A 26,556-nucleotide genomic window follows, 5' to 3' on the forward strand; every position below is an offset into this window, starting at 1 on the left:
GGAGGCAGGCGCATCGGCCGCCTGCCTTTCTTAAATCCGGGTTAGCAGCTCCCGGAAGTGACTCAAGAATCGGTATGACCTGCGTGTTGCGGGTTTCGCCACTCAATCAATCCATAAGCCTTTACGATCCGAGGGATCCGGGATGGCAGTATGGGGCTCGGGTTTTTATGATGCGTATTGATAAGCTTGTGGATACATGCGGCTGAAGCAGTGGGCCCGCCGGGCAGGCAAGCGCATAGCCCGGACCGTGAGTTCATGGCCATCCAATCTTGGCGTCGGCATCGGCCTCTATGTTTCCCATCTCTTTTATGAAAAGTGGGCGGCCTCGCATCTGGAGTTGCCGCAGGCGGAAGAGCCGGACGACGGGCTTACGCTGGATGTGAACGCCGCCCTTGGCGCCGCCATCCCCGATTCTCTTGACGAAACCTCCTCCGAACGGGAGGTGTTCACTGTCGCCGACCCGCTTCCTGAAAAACCCCCTGCCGATCCAGAAGAAGTTGTCGCACCTCCCGATTCCGATGGCAGCTCCGGGATTATGGAGTTTGACGGCGGTGAGGACATCCTCAGCTATCTGGTTCCTTCTTCCGATACCGGCTATGCGCTCGTCGCCGACTACCAGGTCTATACCCTTGAGTACATCGAGCCGCAGGAGCCGATGTACTCTGTTCAGGAAGAGGACGATGACGACGACAAAGGGCTCTTCTGGCTGGATCCGGCAGCGGTGCTTGCCGTTGGCCTGGGTTTCTTTGCCGGGACGCAGTCCTTGTATGATTTCGATGAACTCCTTGCTGCTGACAACACGGCGCCTGTTGCCGCCGATGATGACGATGCTGTCGATGAGGGGGATACGCTGACAGTAGGCGCTTCGGCTGGCGTGCTCTCCAACGACACCGACGGTGATGGCGATGTCCTGAGCGTGACGGCGCTGCGGACGGGTACGGAGTCGGGGTACGGCTCCATCGGTACGGTAGGGGAGGCGCTTACGGGCACCTACGGCACGCTGACGCTCGAGAGCGACGGCAGCTACACCTACTTGGCCGACCAGGCGGCGGCCGACGCACTGGGAGAGGGCGAGACGGCAACGGACAGCTTCACCTACCTGATCTCCGACGGCCATGGCGGCACAGACTTAGCCCAGCTGGATATCACAGTGAGCGGTGTCAACGACGCTCCGACTTCGAGCGACGACAGTGTCGTGTCGAACGAAGGAACGACGATTGTGCTTTCTCTCGACGATTTCGGCACATACACCGATGTCGACGGCGATTCCGTCGCGGGGGTGAAGATCAGCTCGCTGCCCTCCGCCGGCAGCCTCGAGTACAGCGCAGACGGTTCGACATGGACGGCGGTCAGTGCCGGTCAGGAGATCAGCACGGAGTCGATCGACGGCGGACGGCTGCGTTTCGTGCCGGAGGCCGGGGCATCGGGCGATGATTATGCCTCGATCGGCTTCGAGGTTTATGACGGTGCGGCCTACAGTGAGGGTGGTTATGTCCTCAGTGTGGACATCAACACCCTGCCGGATTCCACCGACGACGAAGTGACGACGGACGAGGACGTTGCTTATGCCTTTACCCTTGAGGATTTCGGGACATTTTCAGATACCGACGGCGACATACTGGCCGCGGTGAAGATCTCGACGCTCCCGACCGGAGGAACGCTCGAGTACAGCAGCGACGGGGTTGCCTGGGAGACGGTCCCGCTCGATCAGGAGATCAGCGCCTCGGATATCGACGCCGGGCGGCTGCGCTACACGCCGCCGGCCGATATGAACGGTACCCCGTACACCACGATCGGGTTCCAGGTGTCGGACGGAAGCTCATACAGCAGTTCGGAGTATACGCTCACAGTGAATGTCACATCGGTCAACGATGTGCCGACTTCGACTGATGACAGCGTAACGACTGAAGAGGATGTGGCTGTGCTGTTGGCTGTATCCGACTTCGGCAGCTTTACAGATGTAGACGGTGACTTGCTTGCTGGCGTTCGGATCACGACGCTTCCTGTGGCTGGCTCGCTCGAATACAGCAGTGATGGAACGACATGGACAGCCGTAAGCGATTCACAGGAGATCAGCACGTCGGATATCGAAGCAGGACGCCTGCGTTACACGCCGGTTGCTGATGCGTATGGGGTCCCATACGCATCGCTCGGCTTCGAGGTATATGATGGTGTAGCCTATAGTAGCTCGGAGTACACCTTGACACTGAATGTCTCATCGGTCAATGACGCTCCGAGTGCTGCAGACGACACCGTGACGATGGATGAGGATACCTTCGTGGTGCTGCTTGCCGACGATTTCGGCACCTTCAACGATGTCGACGGCGACTCGTTTGCCGGTGTTCGGATCACGGCGCTCGAGAGCGCCGGCGACCTCGAGTACTACGACGGTTCCCAGTGGGTCGATGTTGTTGCTGACCAGCTTATCAGCGCCTCGGACATCGATGCCTGGAATCTCCGCTACACGCCTGCCGACGATGCATACGGGACCCCCTACGCCACGATCGGCTTCGAGGTGTACGACGGCACCGACTACAGTGCCTCAGAGTACACGCTAAGCGTAAACGTTTCGGCGGTGAACGACATGCCGGCGGTTGATCTCAAGCCCTCAGACGCTACGGGCATTGACAACACCGCCACGTTCGTCGAGGTCGCCGGAACGGATGATGGTTCGGCGGTTGTCGCATTTGCTGCTGATGGGCTCAATCTTTCGGATATTGACAGTACGGATCTCGCCACCCTTAAGGTCTCGATTGACCCCTCGACGGTGGAGTCCGGAGACCGGCTGGTGCTCGGAAGCACAGTGATTGATCTGTCGGATACCTCGGACAATGTCGGTGAGGTGAGTTACGATGGCACAGCGTTCAGTTACAGCGTGACCGATGCGGGTGAAGATCGGACGGTCGTCTTCACGAGCCTCGTAGAGTCTGGAGGAGAAGGAGCCCCTGCGGTGATCTCCAGCTATGAGTTACTGCTCGACGCGCTTAAATTCAACAATACCGCCGACGATGTCACCCGCGGTGAGACGCGCAGCTTCAGCGTCGTGGCTTCCGACGGGACGGATTCGAGCGCTGCGGCAGTGTTTACGGTCACGCTGCAGGGGACCGACGATCCTTCCGACCTCATTTTCGACATGTCGGCCGGACCGTTTATCGACGACGGAACGGTGGTCGTCAATGCGTATACCAGCGCGGGAGAGCTGCTCTTTTCGATTGAGAAGATCGATGGGGCGTACGAGATCGTCGGTGCAGATGCCGGGGATGTGCAGTTCATCGGGGAGGGGGCCATCATCGACACGAAGATCATTTCCGGCACGGAGGTGGATGTGGTCGAGGAGTTCCAGGTGAGGCTGTTCCATTACTTCGGCGATGTGTTCCTCAGCCTCGAAAGCGGCAGCTATGTCGACGAGGCGACCGGTACGACGACGGCGCTCGATGTTGCGCTGCGCGCAGTGGTCGATGTACCCGAAAACAGCGTCAGCGAGGTCAGCGTCACCCCCTACACCGAGAGCGCCGTCCGGCTGATTGAACTGGCCGCAGGTGTCGAAGAGCTCTCGTTTGACGTGGTAGCGGATGCCGAACTGATTTCGACCTACTACGCCGCGGCCGCATCGGGAATCTCGGAGCTGGTCGGTATCGACATTGTCAGCACCAGGGCAACTCCTGTCAATGATGAGTCGGATTTTCTTGCCGCTCTGGGGGAGGATGCCACTGATGAGGATATCGAGAGCAACCAGTACGGCCTCAAGCTGGCAGCACTTTCCGAGCTGGTCTTCTCTGACGACCAGCTCGCCTCCAAGGTCGATTACGGGGTGTCGAGCATCGTTGGCGATCTTGAGGTGACTTTCAATGACGCCGGAGGGCTGGACTTCGACCTGATTTCCTTCACCACGACGCAGGTCGAGCTTACCGACTCGTTTACCGACTACAATTCAACATTCACCTATACTACGACTGATAACGAGGGCAATCCAGTGAAAAATCCGCTGGTCCCCCTCGACGACAGCGGCAATCCCGTTGCCGGCAGTACCCTGGTGCGTGACGCGGTGGCTCCTGAGACGGCCTCGATCCGCCTCATCAATCCCGAGTCGGGTGCGTTCTTCATGCGCGGATATGTCGACCTTGTCGACACCCTGAATGCCGCTGAGGAGTCTGAGTACCTGGAGTTCAAGCTGATCTTCGACAGTGTCCAGTATACGGCGACCTACAACGAAGAGCTCGGCCTGTGGCAGAGTTCTTCGTATGATGCGGATACCAATGAGAAGAATCCTTCGGATTCCGCCTTCACCATCACCTCCTTCGATGCCTCGACCGGCGAGGCCTCCTGGCAGTTCCTGCTCCCGGAGGTCGTCACCACCGGTACCTACGAGACGATTCTTGTCCTGACTGACCGAGCCGAGAACGCGAGCCTCGTCGTCAAGTCGTTCACGATAACCGACGGCCCGCCCGAACTCTTTATCACCATTGCCGATCCGGTGCTGTACGAGGGCGGGACGACTACGGTCACCTTCGACTTCAGCGAGGAGGTGATCGATTTCGACCTCTCCGACGTGTTCTGTTTCGACACCGTTTCAGGTCTTCAGCCGGACGCCCTCGATCCCACGCTGTGGACGGCCACGCTGGAGGTGAGCAGCTCGCAGGGCCTGGCGATGCCGATGGTGGTGAGCGTCGGTGACGGCGCCGTCCTTGACCGGACCGGCAACGAAAACACGACGGGGGCGTCAGCCGTCTACACCGTCATGCCGTCGTCCCCGATTGTCGGCGACATCACCATGATTGACGATACGCTGTGGGGCACGGCATCGGCGGATGATGTGATTGACGGCCTGACGGGTGACGACATCCTCTACGGAGAGGACGGTGACGACCTGCTGCTGGGTCATGAGCAGGACGATGTGCTCATGGGCGGATATGGCGACGATACTTTCCTTGCAGGAGACGGCGACGACATCGTGAGTGGCGGATATGGCGACGACATCTACTACGCCGACGCGTTCGGCGATTTCACCTATACGCAGAACTATGTGGTCGGCGGTGATGGTAAGGATACAGTCTATTTCCACTACGGTATGTCGGAGTACAAGATTGCGTTCGTCTCCGCTTCCCAGTTCGACTTCCTCAATACGCTGCTCGGAGACGAGGCGGGCTTCCGCGGCATCACCGAGTATGATCTCTCGTTCGAAGAGGATCTTCCTGTGCTCAGGATCGAGCGTGTCGACAATTTCTGGGAAGACCTGTCGGGACAGGTTGACTACGCGCAGGTTGAAGAATATGTTTTTGCGGATGCAACACTGCAGTTCACGGCAGTCACTGGCGATCTGGTTTTCGGCACCGGCTGGGTGCTGAATGTCGCTTCCGCCGACGGGGCGCTCCTCATGGACGGCGCCTACGATCCGCTGCAGACGACCATCGGTATCAAGGTCGAGGGAAGCGGGTACGGTGACCGGCTGATCGGCGGGCTCGGCGACGATGTGCTTGCCGGAGGCGGGGGTGACGATGTGCTCATCTCGCTCGGCGGCGACGATCATCTGTATGGCGGTACGGGAGACGATGTGCTTATCGCCACCACGGCATGGACCGGTGCGGATCCCGGCGAGGTCGTCCTCAACGGCGGCGAGGGCGCCGACACCTTCGTGTTCCTGCCTGAAGATCCTGCTCAGAGGGTGGCGGTAACCATCGAGGACTTTTCCGTCGACGAGGGCGATCTCATCGACCTTTCGGGGATCTATCACGAGGCGGCCTCTGGCGACCTCCAGGCGCTTACTGCCGCCGATCTCGTCAATACAGATTTCATGTACGATTATTCCTCCTACCTGAACCTTGACGACGGTGCGGGTTATTATGCATCGCTGCACCTCGAAGGGTTCGTCGACGCCGACGGGGAGGCGCTCGCGTATGTGGATGTCCGCATCGATTTCGATTCTGCGAATGTGCCCGACACCGTCTCTTCGGACTGGTTCGCCGAATCTGATACCGGTGTCCTCAGCGAGCACTGGTGGGACCAGCTCTATTCATCGCTCGCCAATTAAACATTTACGGAGTGATTTCACTATATTCTTGCCATGACCCCCTATACTGACGAAGCTGATGTAGAAATCCTTGAGCCGAAACCGGTCAAGCTGGCCTCGAATTTCGAGAAGATCATTCTCGATTTCGCCCGCCAGTCCGGCAAGTCGCTGAGCCTGGATCTCATCCGCAGCGCCCTTCCCCAGGGTAAGGCGCAGGCGGAGATCGAGGACATACAGGATGTGGCCCGTGTCTGCGGTCTGCGGATATATGAGCTGCCGAAGGATGTGACGCGCCTTGAGGATGAGGATGTTCCGGCGCTTGTGCAGCATAACATCGACAAGTTCGTCGTCATCACCCGGCTTGCCGAGGGGGGACAGGCCGATGTGCTCGAGCCGGAGGGTTCGAAGGAGGGGCTGAAACTCCAGGAACAGGCTTACTCCCGTAACATTGAGCGCGTCTACCGGATCGGCTTTGATTCGGCGAGCCTCTTCAGCCGCTGGAGCTGGCTGCTCCGTCCTCTTGAGGAGAGCAAGTGGGCTTACGGGCAGGTCTTCATTGCCGCCGTCATGACGAACCTGCTTGCCATGACCACCTCGATCTTCTCCATGGTGGTCTATAACCGTGTTCTGCCGAACAACGCGACCGAGTCGCTCGTCGCCCTCACCATCGGCGTCTTCATCGCCCTGCTCTTCGATGCGCTCATCAAGATGCTCCGCTCCTGGTTCCTCGACGGGGCGGGATCCCGGGCTGATGTACGCATCGGCGAGAAGCTCTTCGAACAGCTGGTTTCGATCGACATGTCGGCCAAGCGCGATTCGGTCGGCGGGCTCAGCAGCGTCATGCGCGAGTTTGAAACCCTGCGCGACTTTCTCACCTCCGCCACCCTTGTCGCACTCATCGATCTTCCGTTCGTCGTCGTTTTCCTGATCGCCATATATGTTATCGGCGGCCCGGTGGTTATCGTTCCGGCGGTGCTGGTTATTGTGGTTGTCGCTTCCGGCGTCATCGCCCAGCCGTTCCTCAGCAAGCTGGCCCAGGAGTCGCTTGAAGAGGGAAAGTCGAAGCAGTCGATCCTTGTCGAGACCATCAGCGGGCTCGAGGTGATGAAGACCTCCATGGCGACGCGAGAAATGCGCAAGCGCTGGCGCGAGAGCCTGCTCGCCCAGTCGGGTTCAGCCGTCAAGTCCCGCCTCGTCTCCCAGATAGTCGTCAATTTCAGTGCGTTCGCCCAGCAGATCGCCCAGGTCATGATCATTGTGGTCGGAGCCTACGAGGCGGCGGTGGGCAACATGACGATGGGTGCCCTCATCGCAGCAGTCATCCTTGCCGGTCGCGGCATGGCACCGCTCGGCCAGATTGCCGGCCTGCTCACGAGGCTCGTGCATGCGAAGGCTTCATTCCTTGCTCTCGACCGCTTCATGGCGCTGCCGCTCGACCGGCCCCCCTCGACCCGGTTCCTGAACAAGGAGAAAATGCTCGGCAAGCTGGAGTTCCGTCAGGTCAATTTCGCATACCCCGACCAGCAGCAGAACGCCCTGCAGGACTTGTCGTTCACGATCCAGCCGGGTGAGCGGGTCGCTCTTCTCGGCAAGATCGGTTCCGGCAAGAGCACGGCCGCACGGCTCATGCTCGGACTCTATGGGCCCTCTTCCGGTTCGGTGCTGATCGATGATACCGATGTCCGCCAGATCGACCCTTTCGACATCCGCCGGCATGTTTCCTTCATTATGCAGGATAGCTGGCTCTTTTCGGGTTCGGTGCGCGACAACATCGCTTCGGGTGCCCTCGCCGTTTCCGACGAGGAGCTTCTTCGGGCGGCCGAGATTGCCGGTGTCCACGATTTTCTCGGCGACCACCCGAACGGCTACGACCTCATGCTCCGCGAGCGGGGTGAGGGGCTCTCAGGTGGCCAGAAACAGGCGATTTCGCTTGCCAGGGGTCTGGTCGGGAACCGCTCCGTCTTTATCATGGACGAGCCGACGAGCATGATGGATATGGGCTCGGAAACGAAGTTCGTCGAGCGGCTCTCACAGGTGATCATCGGCAAGACGCTTGTCGTCATCACCCACCGCAGCGCCATGCTGAAGCTTGTTGACCGTGTCATCATCTTCGACAAGGGGCGCATTATCGCCGACGGCCCCAAATCGATCCTCGACCGGAAAAACCCGGCTCCGGGAGCTCCCCCCACTGCCATGGCGGTGAAAGGATGAGCCGGCGGCGGTGCCGACAATGCACTTGTCGCTATGCAATGGAAAACCTATTTTAATTGATTTTATTTACTGCAGTACCAATCCCCAGAAACCCTCAACAGGAGAACACTTATGGACCAGTTCATTGACGATATCGGCCTCATCCGCATCGGCGGCGGCCTTGTGCGCATTCAGACCCTCCGCAGGATGCAGGACGAAAAAGGCGAGCAGCGTGCACAGGAGAGAGGCGACCTCGTGCTGCCTATCGCTTCATTTCTCCGGATGCATACCGGCATCAATCGCGCCATCGAGGAGATGCTCGAGAAAGGTATACTGAAACGCCGTGAGGACGAGAAGATCGAAGGCGAAGGTGATGCTTCCGATGTCATCGACACACAGGTCAAGGAGTAAGCTCCCCGTCTGTTGTCTCTGTGGTTTACAGTCAGGAACGAAGGCCCCCTCTGGGGGGCCATTCCTGCTTTTGAGTCTTTCATTTTCACTAATCAGGAGGGATCGGCTTCTTGAAGTTTCCGTTTCTAAAGGGCAGGTCTGCCGAAGAGATCCTTGCAGGGTTCCTCTCGCCGCACTCTGAGGGTGAGGAGGAGTCGCGTTTTGCCCGGTTCGTCTCTTCCAGCCTCGAGCGCATCGACCGCTTGAACCGTCTCTGGGGCGGGAAGCAGTCGACGCCGACTTTCCTTCTGCTCTCGATTACGGTGTTTCTGGCGGTCATGCTCATATGGGCGTCGTTTGCAGAGCTGGACCATGTCGTTACCGGGCAGGGCAAGGTGGTTACGCCGAAACAGACCCAGCTCATCCAGAGCCTCGAGGGGGGCATCATCGAGCACATCTATGCGCGTGAGGGTGATGTTGCAGAGGAGGGGAGTGTGCTGGTGAGTCTCGATCCCACCCAGGCAAAGAGTCTTTACGGCCAGGCGCAGAAAGAGGAGCGGGCGATTGCGGTGCGCGTCGAGCGCCTTCTTGCTGAAAAAGAGGAGCGGGATCCGGTTTTTCCTTTTGAGGTGATGCAGGAGGAGCCTGAGCTCATAGCCGCCGAACAGGCTCAGTACCGGGAACGGAAGGCCGTGCTCGACACGGAGTTCCAGCTGCTTGACGCGCAGGTAAGCCAGCGCAGGGAAGAGCGGATGCAGGCTGAAGTCGAGCTGCACCGGGCCACAAGGGAGCTTGAGCTCGCCAGGGCTGAATACGGGCTTATCAAGGATCTTGTGGACCGCAGGCTCGAGGCGCGTCTTTCGCTGATCAATGTAGACCGGGAACGCAATGAGGCCCTGTCGCAGCTCAATAAGGCGAAAGTATCCCTCAAACGGGCCGATGCGGCTCTTGCCGAAGGGCGTTTTCGTCTGGCCCAGTCGCGTATGAATTTCATGAGTCAGGTCGGAAACGAGTATGCAGAGGGTGTGGGGCGTCTTGCCGAGGTTCGACAGAAACTGCAGGGTCTGAGTGATCGCCTGAACCGTACCCAGCTCGTTGCTCCGGTGAACGCAATCGTCAACAAGATCCACATTCGCACCGAAGGCGGCGTGGTCCAGCCGGGTCAGCCGATTCTTGAGCTGACGCCGATCGATGGTAAAATCGAAATTGAAGCTGCCATCCAGCAGAAGGATATCGCTTTCGTCCATATCGGACAGACCGTCTCCGTAAAGCTTACGGCCTATGACTTCTCACGCTTCGGCGACATCAAGGGCAAAGTTACCGTCATCAGCCCTGATGCGCAGCAGCTCGAGGACGGCCGGGAGTTCTTCCAGGTCCGCGTTGAGCTCGATCAGTCCTATCTCGAGAACAAGGGCAGGCACTACCCCGTCACTCCCGGTATGGCGGCCAATGTCGATATGGTGATTGCCAAGAGGACGGTGATGGAGTATCTGATGGAGCCTGTATTCAAACTCCAGGACCGGGCCTTCAGGGAGTGATGCCGCATGCTGAAACGACTGCTTCTTCTCATAACCCTTTCGGCATCTGTTCTCTCGCCATTTGCTGATGCGGCGCCGCCTGCGCCGCAGTCCGTAAAGCGCGCCCTTACCCTCACCCCTGAAACCTCCGTTGCAACCGCGTTTCTTATCGCTCCGGGCTACCTCCTCACCGCCAACCACGCAGTCAGGGGCAAGCAGCGGCTCTATGTCGCCAAGGAGCGCGATCGGGTCTTCACGGCGGCAAAGGTCGTCGGATACAGCGACGAGCTCGACATCGCCATCATTGCTGCTTCCGTTCAGGGCCGACCGCTCGAGTTCGGTCAGTGGCAGACTTTTCCGAGGGGAGCGGAGACCTTTGTGCTCGGTTTTCCCAAAATCGGCAATTATGTTTCCGAAAAGCGTATCACTGCAGGCATCTTCAACGGCGACCAGAAATTCCGGGGCCGTGAGGACTGGTTCCAGCTGAGCGCTGAAATCCAGCGCGGCAATTCAGGCAGCCCGGTGATTGGTCCGGACGGCAGGGTATACGGCCTCATCAGTCATAAGCTGGACGCGCAGAAGGCGCTGCAGAAATACGGGGACTTCCCGCAGAATGTCAATTTCGCCCTGAAAAGCTCCCTCATCCTGAATTTCCTGGAGGGGTATCAAATCAAGGTGCGCAGCGCCGTTTTCGATCCCGTGAAGGAGCTTCGCCCTTATCAGGTCTTTGCCGGCAATCAGGACAGCATCTTCCTGCTTCTGGGGACCAGCAAGGCTGATTGAGCCGGATGTGGCTACAATCAGCTATAGCGGTCCGTGGCATTTCTTATCGCAGGAGCTCCTTCTGCACGGTATTTTTCCTCATGATGCTGAACATGTGCGACCCTTTTTCTGAATATTCTATATTGGTAGCAAAGAGAGCTCTCATGAAGGAGGCGATAGACCTATGGCACAGGTACGAGTACGCAGCGGTTACCAGATAACCATTTCAGGGCGCTTTGCCGAAGAGGCCAACCTCCAAACGGATGAAATGCTTGATAAAGGCCTGGCGGGAACGGTGGCATTATGGTTTCTGTTTCTTCTTGAGACTGCGTATCTTCCCTAATTCAAGCCCCGACCGGCGGGGTTTCCTTGTTTTTATTATCCACTTTCAGACCATATAATCTCATGGCGAACATCAATTTCGGTTTTGAGCATCACGCCTCAAAGCTCTATTCAGGAGCTATAGAAGAGGGTATCCAGAACTCTCTGGTGCCGATGGTCATTGAGACCTCCGGCCGCGGTGAGCGGGCTTTTGACATCTTTTCCCGTCTGCTTCGCGAGCGCATCATCTTCCTCGGCAGCGGCATTGACGAGCATGTTGCGGGCCTGATCATGGCGCAGCTTATTTTCCTTGAGTCCGAGGACCCTGATCGCGACATCTTTATTTATGTGAACTCTCCGGGCGGAAGCGTTTCGGCGGGTCTGGGTATTTATGATACCATGCAGTACATCCGTCCTGATGTGTCGACGGTGTGCGTGGGCATGGCTGCCAGCATGGGTGCGTTCCTGCTTGCAAGCGGCGCAAAGGGCAAGCGGGCTTCGCTCCCTCATTCGCGCATCATGATTCACCAGCCCTCAGGTGGTGCGCAGGGTCAGGAGAGCGACATCATCATCCAGGCGCGCGAGATCGAGAAAATCCGCAGGCTGCTTGAAGAGATTATGGCAAAGCACACCGGCAAGGATGTGCAGCAGGTGCGTGAGGATTCAGAGCGCGACCGGTGGATGGATGCCGGAGAGGCCCTTGAGTATGGAATTATTGATCAGGTGTTCGAGAAGCGCCCGGCACCTGAGAAGAAAGACTGAGTTTCAGTAGATACAACCGATTTACCGCCTTGACATGAGTGAAGAGCTGACCCCGTTTAATCTCGAGAAGACTTATAACCACAGCGAAGTAGAAGAGCGATGGAGGAGCGCCCACTGGGAGGCGCTTGGCTCGTTTCATGCTGAACATTCGCAGGTACTGGAGGAGGGGAGAGCACCGTATTCGGTGCTGATGCCGCCTCCCAATGTTACCGGCAGCCTGACGCTTGGCCATGTGCTGAACCATACCCTGCAGGATATCTTCATTCGTTACGCACGCATGACGGGAAAGGAGGCGCTCTGGCTTCCGGGTACCGACCATGCAGGCATTGCCACTCAGACGGTGGTGGAGCGGAAGCTCCGCAAGGAGGGAGTGAGCCGTCACGATTTGGGGCGGAAGGATTTTCTTGGTCATGTGTGGCAGTGGAGGGATGAGTATGGCGGGCTGATTGTCAGACAGCTGAAGCGGCTCGGCATTTCCTGTGACTGGCGGCGGAACCTGTTCACCATGGATGAACGGGCTTCAGAGGCGGTCATCAATTCGTTTGTTGCGCTTTATCGTGATGGACTGATATACCGTGGCAAACGGATAATCAACTGGTGCCCGGTATCGCAGACTGCGCTGTCGGATGAAGAGGTTATCATGAAGTCGCGCCGCGACCAGCTGGTTTATGTGCGCTACGCTCTTGCCAAAGATCCATCACGCTTCATCTCAATTGCAACGGTGCGTCCCGAGACCATTCTTGCTGATGCTGCCATTGCGGTGAACCCTGCTGATGAGCGGTTCCGTGACCTTGTGGGTCAGATGGCCGTGGTTCCTATTGCAGGCCGGCATATTCCCATCATAGCTGATGACTATGTCGACATTGAGTTTGGTACGGGTGCCCTTAAAATCACCCCTGCCCACGACCCCAATGACTATGCGGTGGCCGGACGGCACAATCTGCCGGTGATTTCGGTCGTGGGCAGGGACGGTCGGATGACGGACGAGTATGGCTATGGCGGTATGGACCGGTTCGACGCACGGAAGAAGATTGTTGCCGACCTTGAGGAGCTTGGCAATCTTGAGCGGGTTGAGGAGTACGAGCATAATGTGGGGTATTCCGAACGGGCGGATGTGGTTGTTGAACCCTACCTTTCGGAGCAGTGGTTCGTTTCAATGAAGCCGCTTGCAGAAAAAGCGCTTGATGTGGTCAACGATGGAGAGATCCGGTTCCATCCACCGCATTGGATCAATACCTATCGCCACTGGATGGGCGGTATCCGTGACTGGTGTATTTCACGCCAGCTCTGGTGGGGGCACCGCATTCCCGCATGGTATGATCCTGAAGGGCAGGTATGGGTTGCTGCCTCATATGAGGAGGCGTGCCATCTTGCCGGGACGGACAAGCTGGTGCAGGATGAGGATGTGCTCGACACCTGGTTCTCTTCATGGCTCTGGCCGCTGACCACGCTTGGCTGGACGGGCCCGGGAAGTGACAATGAAGATTTGAGGGCCTTCTATCCCACCAATACCCTTGTGACGGGGCCCGACATCATCTTTTTCTGGGTTGCCCGCATGATTATGGCGGGGCTGTATTTCAAGGGGGATGTCCCTTTCCGTGATGTCTATTTCACAAGCATCATCCGCGACATGAAGGGTCGTAAGCTTTCCAAGTCGCTCGGTAATTCGCCCGATCCCCTGAAGGTGATTGACACCTACGGGACCGATGCCCTTCGTTTCACCATCATCTACATTGCTCCGCTCGGTCAGGATGTGCTGTTCGGTGAGGAGAAATGCGAGTTGGGACGGAATTTCGCGACGAAAATCTGGAACGCGTCGCGCCTCGTTTTCATGCAGCGCGAAAAGTATTTTGAGGGACCGGAGGATTTTGCCGCCTACTACGAAGGGTTCAACCCTGCAGATGAATCGTTCGATCTTGCGGGCGGATGGATATGGTCAGCCTATAACGGCATGCTGGAACACTACCATGCAGCGTTCGGGCAGTTCAGGATGAACGATATCGTTAAAACGGTATACGACTTCTTCTGGGGCGACTACTGCGATTGGTACCTTGAGTCGCTGAAGGTGAGTCTTGCGGAAGGGTGTTCGGAGGCGGATGCCCGTAAAGCGGTTGCGCTTGCAGTTTCTGTGCTGGAAGGGACGCTGAAGGCGCTGCATCCTGTTATGCCGTTCATTACAGACGAGATATGGCATTTTGTGCTGCCGCATTCTTCACATGAGAGCATTGCCTCTTCTGACATGCCTGTTGCCGTTTCGCCTGCTTCTCTGGATGACGATGGATTCGGTCTGGTGCAGAAGCTTGTGACTGAGGTGAGAAGCCTTAAGGCGCTGTTCGGTGTTCCGCCGGGTCTTCGCGCCGAGGTGCAGCTGAAGGCGGTTGACGCTGAGGCCCTGAAGGTGATGGAGAGGGGGCTTCCGTTCATTGCTGCGCTTGCCCAATGTGTACCCTCGCTCATCAGCGACGGGGTTCGTCCACCGCATGCCGCCGGTTCAGTGGTGGAGGGAAATGAACTCTTTGTGCTCCTGGAGGGGTTGATATCATTTGACAAAGAACGGGCCCGACTGCAGAAAGAGATACAGAATGTATCGGGTTATGTGGCACAGCTTGAGAAAAAACTTTCCAATTCCGGTTTTGCTGACAACGCCCCCCCGGAGGTGGTGGAGAAGGAGCGTGAAAAACTCGCTGAGGCTCGCCGGAACCTGCTGAAGCTTGAGGGGAACCTTGCTGTGCTCAGCAATTGAGTGCTGGGGAAGCGGGTGGGTGAAAAAATCCCTTTTTTGGCATTATCACGAATGAACATATATTATAATTTTGCCGGTTTGTTCTGCAGACCGGCAGTGCGGTGTAGAACCAGCTGAAGTCCCCAAGGAGAATACTGAATGAGGCAATTGAAAATAAGCAAGCAGATAACCAATCGTGAGAGCCTTTCGCTCGATCGCTATCTGCAGGAAATTGGTAAATATGATCTGCTGACTGCTGACGACGAAGTCCGGTTGACGAAGGCGATCAAGGAGGGGTTTGATATGCCCCTTGACACCACGGAGTACAAACGGGCAAAACGGGCTCTGGACAAACTGATCAAGGGAAACCTGCGGTTTGTGGTATCAGTGGCCAAGCAGTACCAGAACCAGGGTTTGACGCTCGGTGACCTCATCAACGAGGGTAATCTCGGCCTCATCAAGGCAGCAAAGCGCTTTGATGAAACCAGAGGGTTCAAGTTCATTTCCTACGCTGTGTGGTGGATTCGCCAGTCTATTCTGCAGGCGCTTGCCGAGCAGTCGAGGATTGTGCGTCTGCCGCTGAACCGTGTGGGTACCCTGAACAAAATCAGCAAGGCATACAGCCAGCTTGAGCAGGAGTATGAGCGCGATCCGAACACCAAGGAGCTGGCAAATCTGCTTGATATGGATTCTCAGGATGTTGCCGATACCCTTAAAATTGCCGGACGACATGTGTCGGTCGATGCGCCGTTTGCGCAGGGAGACGACAACCGTCTTCTCGATGTGCTGCAGAACGACGGTCACCTGCCGGACCACGGGCTGAACCGTGATTCGCTGACGCTTGAGGTTGAGCGGTCGCTCTCAGTGCTTGCTCCCCGCGAAGCGGATGTGATCAAATCATACTTCGGCATTGGTATGGATAATCCACTGACGCTTGAGGAAATAGGCGAGAAGTTCAAGCTTACCCGTGAGCGCGTTCGCCAGATCAAGGAGAAAGCCATACGCCGCCTGCGCCAGTCGGCTTACAGCAAGGTGCTGAAGGAGTATATAGGAAGTTGAGCCCGCTCTTTCTTCTCTTTTGAAGTACTGTACAGCCGCCCTCTCCCGGGGCGGCTTTTTTTTTCTGTCTCGCGGTTTATAGCTGAGGTGGCCTCTGTTGTTGCCTTCTGGAGGGTTACCGGGGTAGGCCGGAGGGGCTCAGTCGGGGGAGTAACGGTAGATGCCGTAGCCTATGGCGAGGAAGAGCAGGTTCGGGAGCCAGGCGGCCAGCATGGGGTTGACTACGCCGTTGTAGCCGAAGGTGGCTATGGTTTTCTGGAGTCCGAGGAAGAGGAACCCGGCAAAGAGGCTGATGCCGATTTCGGTGGCCAGTCCGCCCCGTTTTTTCTTTGCCGAGAGGGGGACGCCTATCAGGATGATGATGAGTGAGGCGAAGGGTACGGCAATTTTGGTGTGCAGTTTGACCATTGTTCGTTCAAGTCCGGCGAACCCTGCATGCTTTTTTTCAGCCAGGTATTGCCAGTGCTGGATGAACTGCATTTCGTCGGGACGAAGGTTGAGTTCGGCCAGGGATTTCAGGGTAAGGGAGAGCGGGAGGCTGAGGGCGGGACGGGCCTGATACTCCTCCCCGCCTGGGGTGAATCGTCGTTGGGCTGCGTTCTGCAGTGTCCACTCTTTGTTCCCTGTGTCGTAGCGCATGCTTTCGGCATCAATTCTTCCTCTCAGGCCCGTTCCGCTGAATTCTTCAATGGAGACCTCTTTGGCGCCGGTGAAGCTTGTGTTGAGTCTTCCAATGGTAACGACGCGGCTCCCGGGTTCAATAATGTGAAGGTTGCTTCCCTCGGCGGCACCATTTCTCCTGCTTTTGCCAAGATGGTCGCGTTCAAATGCGTGGTTGTGTACCGCGGCAATCGGGGCAAGCCAGAAGGAGTTGAGGATGTTGAGGGTGGAGATGATGATTCCTCCAAGAAGAAAGGGGTAGAGGAGCTGGCGCATGCTGACTCCGGCGGAACGGATGGCGGGGAGTTCGCTGGAACCTGCAAGTCGTCCGGCAACGAGGATTGATGCAAGAAGGGAGCTGACTGGAGATGTGATGAGGATTGTTTCGGGTATGGCCCTCAGGTAGTAGAGGACGATGTCCGTGAAGAGCAGTTTCCTGTCCATGAAGTCCCCAAGGTTCTCGACCATGTTGATGAGGATGAACAGGGAGACGAAGGTAATGGTCGTGAAGACGAATGTCTTGACGAACTGCTGAAAAATATATCGGTCGAGTATTTTCATTGACTGCCCTCAGTATCCGAAAATGGTTTCCAGCGAGAGCTCTTTGATCGGTCCGTATTTCTGGAGGGTCTCAAGGTCGAGCTGTTCCTTTTTTCCAAGCACCAGCATGACGAAGTTCCGGTTCCTGAAGTGGCTCTTGTGGAAGGCTTTGACATCGTCCAATGTCATGGTTCTGGCTCCTTTGAAAACATCCTGTCGTATGTCATGATCAATGCCGAGCCTTTTTGCTTCTTCGTAGTTGAAAAGCACCTCGCTTCTGGTCAGTCGCTCCGTCGCGATTTTCTGCAGAATGCCGTTTTTCGCCGAGAGAAAGAGCTCGGGTGATTCAGGTAACCGATCCATAAGTTCACTGATGCCTTCAAGGGCTTCCGGCAATTTGTCTGCCTGTGTTCCGATGTAGCTGAAAATATAGTTGTGCTTATCCTTCTGTTTCGGGGTGCGGTAGACTGACAGGACCGAATAGGCCAGCGCTTTGGCTTCCCGAAGCTCCTGGAAAACCACGGATGACATTCCTCCGCCGTAATATTCATTGAAGAGGGCAATGAGCGGCACCTGTTCGGGGTTGTAGATGTCGTCGCGGGTCAGCATGATCACTTCCGCCTGCGTCATGTCATAATCAACAAGATAGATGGTGTTCCCGTCCTGTTCCAGCTCAATAAACGGGTCTGCTGCCGGCGGATTCAGGGGGTTTTGGGGGTAGTGGCGCACCCTTTTCAGATTCGCACTCAGTTCTGTGGCCGTTGCCGGGCCATAGTAGAGTACACGGTGGCGGTACTGCATGAGGTTTTTGACTTCATCAATCAGCTCGTCGGGTGTGATTTCTTTGAGCTCGCTGTCTTCAAGCACATTGGTAAAGGGTGAGGCGGGGCCGTACTTTCCGTAGCTGGTCATGGCTTCGAAGAGAATTTTCCGTTTGGAGAGCTTGTCGTCTGTTCTCTCCTTGAGAATGCCGGCTTTGAGTTTGTCGAGGGCTTCGCTGTCTGCTTTGGTGTCGGAGAGCAGTGTTTCAAGCAGCTGAAGGGCTTCGGGGAATCGTTCGTGGAGTCCTGAAAGCTTCAGGTAGACGAAGTTTTCGGAGGTGAATGCTGAGAATGTGGCTCCTATTTTATAGAGTTCACAGCTGAACTCTTTCGGGCTCAGTTGTGATGAACCGAGGTAGGAGAGGTAGTCGAGTGCGAGCTCTATCTTTTTAGACTGGTTTTTCCCGATGTCGAATACATAGTAGAGGGAGTAGAGGTCGTTTTCCCGGTTCTGCAGATAGTGGAGCGGGGTGTTTGGGTTGATGCTGTGAAACGCGATATCCTTCCGGTAATCAACAAAGTGTGGTGCAGTGTCCTTTGAGGGCATTGCCAGAAGCTCTCCGGCAAACACCGAAAGAGTGTCACGGTTGACTTTGAGGGGAGTGATGGGGGGCTTTACTATGCCGCCTTCGCTTTTCTCCTTTCCGTGTTCTTTGTAGACGGCTGTGAAATTGGAGCCGTAGTGCTTTTTTGCAAAGTCGGTGAGCTGTTCTTTTGTGATGCTTCGGAGCCGATTGATCTGGTTGCTGTAATGTTCCCAGTCCATTCCCCAGATAAAGGAGTCGACGAAGGCCTCAACCCGTCCGCGGTTGTGTTCATAGAGTTTCAGCTGTTCGATTTTCAAATCGTTGATGGCGGCCTCAAGCAGCCAGTCCGGGAATTCGCCCTTTTTGAGCAGTTCAAGCTGTTCGAGCAGCAGCGCCGATACCTCTTCAAGGCTCTGCCCTTCACGGGGCTTGGCGCTGAGGATATGGGCGGAGTAGTCTTTCATGAGTACCAGCATGGAACCTGCATCAAGAACCCGCTGCTGCTGGTTCAAATTGAGGTCAATGAGTCCCGCTGTATGATTGAAGAGCACCTTGTCAATAAGGGTCAGGCAGTCGGCATCATGGGAGTCGGCGCCTGCAAACCGGAACCCTATGACCAGTTCTTCTGATTCCGGACCTTTCACCCTGACCACTGTCGGCGAGCTGATGGGTTCTTCAACCGGGGGGGTGAAGTGGGGAACCTCTTTGGGCTGCAGTACGGAGAATTTTTCATCAATCATCCGTATGGTGGTATCGGGGTCAAAATCGCCGGCCATGCAGAGTGCCATGTTGTTGGGCACATAGTACGACCGGTAGTAGTTCATGACATTGCGGATGGAGGGGTTTTTGAGGTGCTCCGCTTTGCCTATGGTGGTTTGGGTCCCGTATGTGTGTTTTTTGAACAGTCCGGCGAACAGGTTGTCCCAGATTTTTCTGCTGTCGCTGTCCATGGTCATGTTCTTTTCTTCATAGACCGTTTCAAGTTCGGTATGGAAGAGGCGCATGACCGGGTTGCGGAACCGTTCGGCTTCAATGGTGAGCCACTGTTCCAGTTTGTTTGAGGGGATGTCGTTGAGGTAGACGGTCTGTTCTACCCAGGTATAGGCATTTGTGCCCTGGGCTCCTATGGAGTTGAGGATTTTGTCGTACTCGTTGGGGACGGCGAATTGTGCGGCTGCGTTGGAAATGCTGTCTATATCGCGGTATATGGCTGCCCGTTGTTCGGGGTCTTCGGTTGAACGGTACTCTTCATAGAGGGTGATGATTTTTTCGATTTCGGTATGTTCCCTCGTGTAGTCAAGCGAGCCGACCTTGTCGGTCCCCTTGAAGAGCATGTGTTCGAGGTAGTGGGCCAGGCCTGTGGTTTCAGCGGGGTCGTTCTTGCTTCCCGCCCTGACGGCGATGGATGTGTAGATTCTTGGTTCGTCCGCATCGGGGCTCAGGTAGACTGTCAATCCGTTTTTCAGCGTGTAGATCCTTGTGTGGAGAGCGTCGCCGGGGATAGTGGTATAGGGGTAAGCGGTTACTTCTTTGATCATAGGTGTACAGGCGGTTAAATGCAGTAAAAATGCCACTGCCGTGAAAAACGGGATGAGCAGAATCAAAAGGTAATAATCGGATTTATTGGCCATAATTGCAACCGGGTTCCATAAGTGCAGGGAGCGTTAGTCATGATATCGCATATTTTTAAGAAGAACTAACTATTGTCCGTATTAGTTCTTTTATTGAACATTGCCTATAGCGGTGCATATACCGCGAAGTGGCGTCCAAAATATTAGAGAAGGAGTACACGGGTGGCTGGAGTTGATGGTGAAGAGAGGCATGATGTTTTCCGGCTGGTAAGCCCGTACGCTCCTGCCGGGGATCAGCCTGCGGCAATAGTTGCATTGACTGAAGGGTTGAAATCGGGCAGCGATTACCAGACGCTCCTCGGGGTGACCGGTTCGGGTAAAACCTATACCATGAGCAATGTGATTGCCAATGCGGGGAAGCCTGTGCTGGTGATGAGTCACAACAAGACTCTTGCTGCGCAGCTCTATGGGGAGCTTCGCCAGTTTTTCCCGGACAATGCGGTCGAGTATTTCATCAGCTATTACGATTTCTACCAGCCGGAAGCATATCTGCCCACTATTGACAAGTATATAGCCAAGGACCTGCGCATCAATGACGAGATTGAGCGGTTGCGGCTGAAGGCGACGAGCGCACTGCTCAGCGGTAGAAAGGATGTGATTGTGGTGAGTTCGGTCAGCTGCATTTATGGACTTGGTTCGCCGGAAGACTGGAAAAGCCAGATTATCGAGCTGCGGACCGGAATGGAGAAGGAGAGGGACGAGTTCCTGCAGGAACTGATAGCGCTCCATTTTGTGCGGGACGATGTCAATCCGGGGCCCGGGAAATTTCGGGTGCGCGGCGACTGCATCGACCTTGTGCCGGCCTATGACCAGATTGCTTTGAGGGTTGAGTTTTTCGGTTCTGAAATTGAGAGTCTGCAGTCGTTCGATATGGAGAGCGGGGAGATTCTGGGGAGCGATGCCTATGCCTTCATCTATCCTGCGCGCCAGTTCGTTGCCGAGGAGGAGAAGCTGAAAACGGCGATGCTTGCCATTGAGGATGAGCTTGCCGGAAGGCTCAACGAGCTGCGTGCCGACAACCGGTTTGTTGAGGCGGGCCGGCTTGAGGAGAGGACACGGTATGATCTGGAGATGATGAAGGAGCTTGGCTACTGCTCCGGAATTGAGAACTATTCGCGGCATATTTCCCAAAGGGGACCGGGTGAGAGGCCCTACTGCCTCCTTGATTATTTTCCGGAGGATTATCTGGTTGTTGTGGATGAGTCGCATGCGACTCTGCCGCAGATACGGGGGATGTATGGTGGTGACAGGTCGCGCAAAACCATTCTGGTGGAGCACGGGTTCCGGCTTCCTTCGGCTCTTGACAACCGGCCGCTGCGCTTTGACGAGTTTGAGGAGATGGCGCCGCAGGTGGTGTGCATCAGTGCTACTCCCGGTGACCATGAACTTCTGCGTTCAGGAGGAGTGGTGGTGGAGCAGGTGGTCCGCCCGACGGGGCTGCTTGATCCTCCCGTTGAGGTTCGGCCGGTGAAAGGACAGATTGACAATCTGCTTGCGGAAATCCGCCGGCATGTTGCAGGAGGGCACAAGGCCCTGGTGATGACGCTGACAAAGCGGATGAGCGAGGATCTTCATGACTTTTTCCGGAAGTCCGGCATACGCTCTCGCTATCTCCATTCTGAAATTAAAAGTCTGGAACGGATGCAGATTCTCCGTGAGTTACGGACGGGAGAGATTGATGTGCTGGTGGGAGTCAACCTGCTTCGTGAGGGTCTGGATCTTCCTGAGGTCTCCCTGGTGGCAATTCTTGATGCCGATAAGGAGGGGTTCCTTCGCAACACCCGTTCGCTGATGCAGATAGCTGGTCGGGCTGCCAGAAATGCGGAAGGATTTGTTGTGCTCTATGCCGACACCATCACCCGCTCAATTCGCGAGGTGCTTGATGAAACTGCTCGGCGGCGCACCATTCAGCAGGCCTATAATGATGAGCATGGCATTGTGCCCCGGTCTATTGTGAAGTCGGTCGACCAGATTCTTGACACCACGGGAGTGGCTGATGCTGAAGAGCGATACCGGAGGCGGCGTTTTGGTCTTGTGCCAAAGCCTGAACGGCTCTTGGCGGGCGCTCTGGAGTCGCTGACAGCGGATGAGGGATTGGCGATGGTTGCGGAGCTTCGCGTGGAAATGCAGGAAGCCGCGGTGAAGATGGAGTATGAAAAGGCGGCATATCTTCGCGATGAAATCACGAAGCTGGAGCAGGGTATCGGTGCACTTCCAGAAAAGAAGGGGTGAATTTTTTCTTCGCGGTTTGTTTTGTTATCGGGAAATTAAGTTTTAGAGTAAAAGATAGACCCCTTTTTGCCGTTCAATCTTTTGAGACAGGGATTACCAATACACCATGCTGGCACAGATAGACAAAGAGCATTACAGGAAACTTCATGACATTCTCGGGCTTGCCCGCAAGAATCTCAAGAATGTGGACGAGTCGCTGATTCAGCGGGCCTTTTTTATGTGCTATCGGGCGCATGAGGGAGAAAAACGCGCATCGGGCGAGCCGTATTTCTACCATCCCGTTGAGGTTGCCACCATTCTGCTTAATGAGCTGCCGCTTGATGGTGTTTCGGTAGCCGCCGCCCTGCTTCATGATGTGATTGAGGACAGCGGGTATACTTTTGAGGATATTTCTGCGGAGCTTGGCGTTGAGGTTGCTGAAATTGTTGAGGGTCTGACGAAGATTTCAGGCATCATGATCAACCGGGAAACAACACAGGCGGAAGGGTTCCGCAAGATGCTGCTCTCCATGGTGAAGGACATACGGGTTATCCTCATCAAGTTCTGCGACCGACTGCACAACATGCGGACCCTGGAGTCGCTTCCCGAGCACCGGCGGCTGAAGATAGCTCTTGAGACGCGCGACATCTACGCCCCTCTTGCCCACCGGTTTGGTCTTGGGAAGATGAAGATGGAGTTCGAGAATCTGGCCCTTCGATACATTGACCCTGAAATGTTTGCGATCCTGCAGAAGAAGGTGCAGCTGACGAGGGTTGAGCGGGAAAATTATCTGAGCCGGATGATAGCCCCAATCAGTGACGATCTGCAGAAGCAGGGGTTCAGTGTGGAGGTGCAGGGGCGTGCGAAGCATCTTTTTTCCATCTACAACAAGATGCGCAGCAAGAACAAGACCTATGAAGATATCCACGATCTCTACGGCCTGCGGGTGATTATTGATACTGAGAGGATTGCAGACTGTTTTGCCGTCTATGGCTTCATTACCCAGAAGTACCCCCCTGTACCGCAGCATTTCAAGGATTACATATCAATACCCAAGCACAATGGATACCAGTCGCTGCATTCGGCAATCATAGGACCGCGGGGCACCATGGTGGAGCTGCAGATCCGGACCAAGCGGATGCATGAGTTTGCTGAGCTTGGTGTGGCGGCCCATTGGCGCTACAAGGAAAAAATAAGCAGGGATGATGCAAGCATCGACTCTTTCCTCCGCTGGGCGAGGGAGCTGATCAAGGATGCCGATTCAGCTGCGGCATTCATGGAGGGGTTCAAGTTGAACCTGTATCATGACGAGATTTATGTGTTTACCCCGAAGGGCGACATGAAGACCATGCCGTCCGGAGCTACCCCGATTGATTTTGCGTACGGGATCCATACCGAAATAGGCAATCAGTGCATCGGTGCAAAGGTGAACGGCCGGATTGTGCGGCTGAATGCGGAGCTGAAATCCGGTGACCGGGTTGAAATCATCACATCGAAAAACCAGAGTCCCAAACAGGATTGGCTGAAGATGGTGGTGACCCATCGGGCAAGGCTTAAAATCCGCTCGTCCATCAATGAGGAACGGCGCCTGCAGATTGAAAAGGGGCGGGGCATGTGGGAAAAAATGGTGTCGGGAACAAAAAAACTTTTTTCCGACAACGATATTGTCCGTTATGCGCGCCGCTACGGTGTGAAGACTCCTGCTGATTTTTTCAGCGCTCTGGCCAGCCAGCAGATCAATGGCGCAGAGGTCATGGAGCGGGTTGCCGGCACCCATAAGGATACGGCTGAGCAGCAGCATGCATTGAGGGAGGAGCCGGCAAGGGTTGATGAGTATCTGAAGACGGCCAGAAAAGACCATAATCCGGAGGCGGCTGTCAGCCGGAAAGATGAGGTGGTTATTGCTGGTATGAGCAACATCGCCTATGCTTACGCCAAGTGCTGCCAGCCTGTTCCTGGCGATGATGTGCTTGGTTTTGTGACTGCTGAGGGTGTGGTGAAGATTCACCGGAAAAACTGTGTGAATGTAAGCAATGAAAATCTGCAGAAAAGTGAACGGGTGGTGTCTGTGTCGTGGAACCGGAAGATTGATGCCGAGTTCCTTGCCGGCATCAGGATTGTGGGGGAGGACCGGATCGGCATCACCAACCAGATCACGCTGGTCATTTCAAAGTTCGATACCAATATCCGGAGCATTTCGCTTCATGCCCGTGACGGCATGTTTGTCGGAACCCTGATGGTCTATGTTCGCAATGCTGAAAAGCTTACATTTCTTATGGATAAGCTGAAGAAAGTTGCGGGTATCTTTACGGTGGAGCGCCTCATCAGTTAATGGCTGATTTTTTTTGACTTTAATCATACAACAATCATAAAACAGAATCCCCTATGCATATGCGAGCGATAAAGATGTTTGTGTTCCTGCTGTTTTTCAGCGCCATGACGGGCTGCGGTTACAACAGCATCCAGCAGAATGATGAGGCCGTCAACCGCGCCTGGGGCGACCTTGAGTCGCAGCTTCAACGCCGGAGCGATCTTGTGCCGAATCTTGTGGCGACGGTGAAGGGTGCCGCGAATTTTGAAAAAGAGACGCTGACGGCGGTTGTTGAAGCCCGGGCGAAAGCATCGTCGGTGAAACTCACTCCAGAGATGCTCAGCGATCCGGCTGCAATGCAGAAATTCGCCGGTGCGCAGGGCGCACTCTCTTCAAGCCTTTCCCGGCTGCTGGTAACAGTGGAGAGATATCCTGAACTGAAGGCAAACCAGAACTTCAGGGATCTGCAGAACCAGCTGGAGGGTACGGAGAACCGTATCAGTGTTGCCCGTCAGCGTTATAACGGAGCGGTCGAGTCCCTGAATTTCTCGATCCGGCAGTTTCCCAATTCGTTGACCAACTCCATGCTTCTCAAGCTGAAGCCCAGAGAGTATTTCAAGGCCGATGAAGAGGCCAGGGCTCTGCCGGAGGTGAAATTCTGAGGAAGGCTGTCGTTTACATTTTTCTGCTCTGCCTGATTTTCCTCTCCGGGTCTGATACCCTGAAGGCTCTTGATGTGCCCGCCCTTTCCGGACGGGTGAATGATTACGCGGGAATGATTTCTCCCGCTGCCCGGCGGAGCATCGGGGCGGAACTTGAGCGATTTGAGGCAAAAGAGTCAACGCAGATTGTCATCCTTACCGTCCCTTCGCTTGACGGGGACTCGATGGAGGATTTTTCAATCCGTGTGGCGGAGCGTTGGAAGATAGGCCGGAAAGGATCCGACAATGGAGTGCTGCTGATAGCTGCAAGGGACGAGAGGAAGCTTCGTATCGAGGTCGGATACGGGCTTGAGGGGAGCCTGACGGATCTTACTGCAGGGCGTATTGTTGATAACGAAATGGTTCCGGCTTTCCGCGCCGGACAGATGGACGAAGGATTTGCGCGGGGTGTTGCCTCCATCATCAAGGCGGTGCATGGGGAGTACAAGGCCGGGCCGGCCGGTAAAAAGCCCCGTGGCGGGATATCGGGGCCGCTCTTCCTGCTGATTGTCTTTTTCTTCTACTTCACCAGCTTTTTCAACCGGGGTCGTGGAGGCGGTGGGCCGTTCATCTATGGCGGCGGTGGCGGTTTTTACGGCGGCGGCGGTGGCAGCTTTGGAGGCGGCGGCGGCTTTGGTGGAGGCGGTGGTGGCTTTGGTGGCGGTGGCGCTTCGGGAAACTGGTGAGGGTGGTCAATGAAAAAAAGAGAGAATGAATGAAACACTCAGCAGCTGATTTTCTTTCAGAGGACGGCAGGCGACGGATTGAAGAACGCATCAAGGCGGCAGAGCTTCGCACTGCAGGAGAAATCGTGGTCATGGTTGCCGGTTCAAGCGCCGCGTATCCTCAGGCGGCACTCTCCGGCTCTCTTCTGCTGTCGCTGGTTCTCGCTGTTCCCGTGACGGCGCTGTACGGTACTCACGACATGTGGTTTTTCCTGGGCGTCTTTCTTCCTCTTCTCATTCTTTTCAACGAGATATTGACAAGGGTACCCTCTCTCTGCAGGCTTTTTGCTGCCAAGGAGGCTATGAGGGATGCTGTTGAACGGGCTTCGCTGGCTGCTTTTTACGCCAGAGGCATTACCCGTACGGATGGCCATACAGGTATTCTTCTCTATGTTTCAGTGCTTGAACACCGTGTCCGTGTGGTTGCCGACAAGGGCATCAACAGGAAGGTTGCTCCCGATACCTGGGATGAGTTGGTGGGAGGGATTGTGGGCGGTATACGAACCGGTGATCCCGCTGGAGCCATAGCTTCGGCAGTTGACCGTTGCGGCGGTCTGCTTGAACAGCATTTCCCCATACAGCCCGGTGACAGAAACGAGCTTGAGAACCGTGTCATTATCGGCTGAGCCCTCCCGTCCCCTGAACTATTTCGTATGACTCTCTTCTGCAGGAATGGAGTATTCGTATATTGGCGTTCAT

Annotated in this window: 16 protein-coding genes; 14 read left to right on the forward strand and 2 right to left on the reverse strand. The window is 55.8% G+C overall.

All coding sequences use genetic code 11. The features are described from left to right. Positions 1–196 precede the first annotated feature (196 nt). From EKD02_RS07045 to EKD02_RS07080, 9 genes are all read left to right on the forward strand, one after another. Positions 197–6,028 (forward strand): cadherin-like domain-containing protein, encoded by a 5,832-nt coding sequence (locus tag EKD02_RS07045; RefSeq protein ID WP_126384709.1) that lies wholly within the window; start codon positions 197–199, stop codon positions 6,026–6,028. A gap of 33 nt (positions 6,029–6,061) precedes the next feature. Further along, positions 6,062–8,218, forward strand: a complete 2,157-nt coding sequence (locus EKD02_RS07050) for a type I secretion system permease/ATPase (RefSeq protein WP_126384711.1) — start codon at positions 6,062–6,064, stop codon at positions 8,216–8,218. Between the two features lie 111 nt (positions 8,219–8,329). After that, on the forward strand, positions 8,330–8,608 hold the full coding sequence (locus EKD02_RS07055) for a hypothetical protein (RefSeq protein WP_011357145.1): 279 nt from the start codon (positions 8,330–8,332) through the stop codon (positions 8,606–8,608). A gap of 110 nt (positions 8,609–8,718) precedes the next feature. Further along, positions 8,719–10,125 (forward strand): HlyD family type I secretion periplasmic adaptor subunit, encoded by a 1,407-nt coding sequence (locus EKD02_RS07060; RefSeq protein WP_126384713.1) that lies wholly within the window; start codon positions 8,719–8,721, stop codon positions 10,123–10,125. Between the two features lie 6 nt (positions 10,126–10,131). Continuing rightward, complete coding sequence (locus EKD02_RS07065; RefSeq protein WP_126384715.1) at positions 10,132–10,887, forward strand: S1 family peptidase; 756 nt, start codon at positions 10,132–10,134, stop codon at positions 10,885–10,887. A 163-nt stretch (positions 10,888–11,050) separates the two neighbouring features. Beyond that, positions 11,051–11,209 (forward strand): hypothetical protein, encoded by a 159-nt coding sequence (locus EKD02_RS10020; protein WP_155811643.1) that lies wholly within the window; start codon positions 11,051–11,053, stop codon positions 11,207–11,209. Between the two features lie 62 nt (positions 11,210–11,271). After that, positions 11,272–11,949 (forward strand): ATP-dependent Clp endopeptidase proteolytic subunit ClpP, encoded by a 678-nt coding sequence (gene clpP, locus EKD02_RS07070; protein WP_011889691.1) that lies wholly within the window; start codon positions 11,272–11,274, stop codon positions 11,947–11,949. A 34-nt stretch (positions 11,950–11,983) separates the two neighbouring features. Beyond that, positions 11,984–14,692, forward strand: a complete 2,709-nt coding sequence (locus EKD02_RS07075) for a valine--tRNA ligase (protein ID WP_126384717.1) — start codon at positions 11,984–11,986, stop codon at positions 14,690–14,692. 138 nt (positions 14,693–14,830) lie between these two features. Beyond that, positions 14,831–15,730, forward strand: coding sequence for a sigma-70 family RNA polymerase sigma factor (locus EKD02_RS07080; protein WP_011889693.1), 900 nt, complete (start codon positions 14,831–14,833; stop codon positions 15,728–15,730). 138 nt (positions 15,731–15,868) lie between these two features. Here EKD02_RS07080 and lptG read toward each other — a convergent pair whose 3' ends face one another. Both lptG and EKD02_RS07090 read right to left on the reverse strand, forming a co-directional pair. Next, on the reverse strand, positions 15,869–16,951 hold the full coding sequence (gene lptG / locus EKD02_RS07085; RefSeq protein ID WP_126384719.1) for an LPS export ABC transporter permease LptG: 1,083 nt from the start codon (positions 16,949–16,951) through the stop codon (positions 15,869–15,871). Between the two features lie 9 nt (positions 16,952–16,960). Then, on the reverse strand, positions 16,961–19,816 hold the full coding sequence (locus EKD02_RS07090) for a M16 family metallopeptidase (RefSeq protein WP_225739433.1): 2,856 nt from the start codon (positions 19,814–19,816) through the stop codon (positions 16,961–16,963). 255 nt (positions 19,817–20,071) lie between these two features. Here EKD02_RS07090 and uvrB point away from each other — a divergent pair, with 255 nt between their 5' ends. From uvrB to EKD02_RS07115, 5 genes are all read left to right on the forward strand, one after another. Further along, on the forward strand, positions 20,072–22,141 hold the full coding sequence (gene uvrB / locus EKD02_RS07095) for an excinuclease ABC subunit UvrB (RefSeq protein ID WP_126342724.1): 2,070 nt from the start codon (positions 20,072–20,074) through the stop codon (positions 22,139–22,141). 106 nt (positions 22,142–22,247) lie between these two features. Next, positions 22,248–24,452: a RelA/SpoT family protein gene (locus EKD02_RS07100; protein ID WP_126342728.1), complete on the forward strand. Its 2,205-nt coding sequence runs from the start codon at positions 22,248–22,250 to the stop codon at positions 24,450–24,452. Between the two features lie 53 nt (positions 24,453–24,505). Further along, complete coding sequence (locus EKD02_RS07105) at positions 24,506–25,093, forward strand: LemA family protein (RefSeq protein ID WP_011889698.1); 588 nt, start codon at positions 24,506–24,508, stop codon at positions 25,091–25,093. Positions 25,094–25,152: 59 nt separating this feature from the next. After that, the gene (locus EKD02_RS07110; RefSeq protein WP_126384723.1) at positions 25,153–25,818 is read left to right on the forward strand and encodes a TPM domain-containing protein; all 666 of its coding nucleotides are present in this window, start codon (positions 25,153–25,155) and stop codon (positions 25,816–25,818) included. Positions 25,819–25,847: 29 nt separating this feature from the next. Further along, a complete protein-coding gene (locus EKD02_RS07115) occupies positions 25,848–26,483 on the forward strand; it encodes a TPM domain-containing protein (RefSeq protein ID WP_126384725.1) in 636 nt (211 codons plus the stop codon). The last annotated feature ends 73 nt before the right edge of the window (positions 26,484–26,556 follow it).

The sequence above is a fragment of the Chlorobium phaeovibrioides genome (assembly GCF_003968655.1).
Classification (GTDB): domain Bacteria; phylum Bacteroidota; class Chlorobiia; order Chlorobiales; family Chlorobiaceae; genus Chlorobium; species Chlorobium phaeovibrioides.

What these genes read in the sequence shown, in the direction of transcription:
- EKD02_RS07045 (WP_126384709.1), top strand. Translation starts at nt 197, where the DNA reads ATGCGGCTGAAGCAGTGGGCCCGCCGGGCAGGCAAGCGCATAGCCCGG.
- EKD02_RS07050 (WP_126384711.1), top strand. Translation starts at nt 6,062, where the DNA reads ATGACCCCCTATACTGACGAAGCTGATGTAGAAATCCTTGAGCCGAAA.
- EKD02_RS07055 (WP_011357145.1), top strand. Translation starts at nt 8,330, where the DNA reads ATGGACCAGTTCATTGACGATATCGGCCTCATCCGCATCGGCGGCGGC.
- EKD02_RS07065 (WP_126384715.1), top strand. Translation starts at nt 10,132, where the DNA reads ATGCTGAAACGACTGCTTCTTCTCATAACCCTTTCGGCATCTGTTCTC.
- EKD02_RS10020 (WP_155811643.1), top strand. Translation starts at nt 11,051, where the DNA reads ATGGCACAGGTACGAGTACGCAGCGGTTACCAGATAACCATTTCAGGG.
- clpP (WP_011889691.1), top strand. Translation starts at nt 11,272, where the DNA reads ATGGCGAACATCAATTTCGGTTTTGAGCATCACGCCTCAAAGCTCTAT.
- EKD02_RS07075 (WP_126384717.1), top strand. Translation starts at nt 11,984, where the DNA reads ATGAGTGAAGAGCTGACCCCGTTTAATCTCGAGAAGACTTATAACCAC.
- EKD02_RS07080 (WP_011889693.1), top strand. Translation starts at nt 14,831, where the DNA reads ATGAGGCAATTGAAAATAAGCAAGCAGATAACCAATCGTGAGAGCCTT.
- lptG (WP_126384719.1), bottom strand. Translation starts at nt 16,951, where the DNA reads ATGAAAATACTCGACCGATATATTTTTCAGCAGTTCGTCAAGACATTC.
- EKD02_RS07090 (WP_225739433.1), bottom strand. Translation starts at nt 19,816, where the DNA reads ATGATCAAAGAAGTAACCGCTTACCCCTATACCACTATCCCCGGCGAC.
- EKD02_RS07100 (WP_126342728.1), top strand. Translation starts at nt 22,248, where the DNA reads ATGCTGGCACAGATAGACAAAGAGCATTACAGGAAACTTCATGACATT.
- EKD02_RS07105 (WP_011889698.1), top strand. Translation starts at nt 24,506, where the DNA reads ATGCATATGCGAGCGATAAAGATGTTTGTGTTCCTGCTGTTTTTCAGC.
- EKD02_RS07115 (WP_126384725.1), top strand. Translation starts at nt 25,848, where the DNA reads ATGAAACACTCAGCAGCTGATTTTCTTTCAGAGGACGGCAGGCGACGG.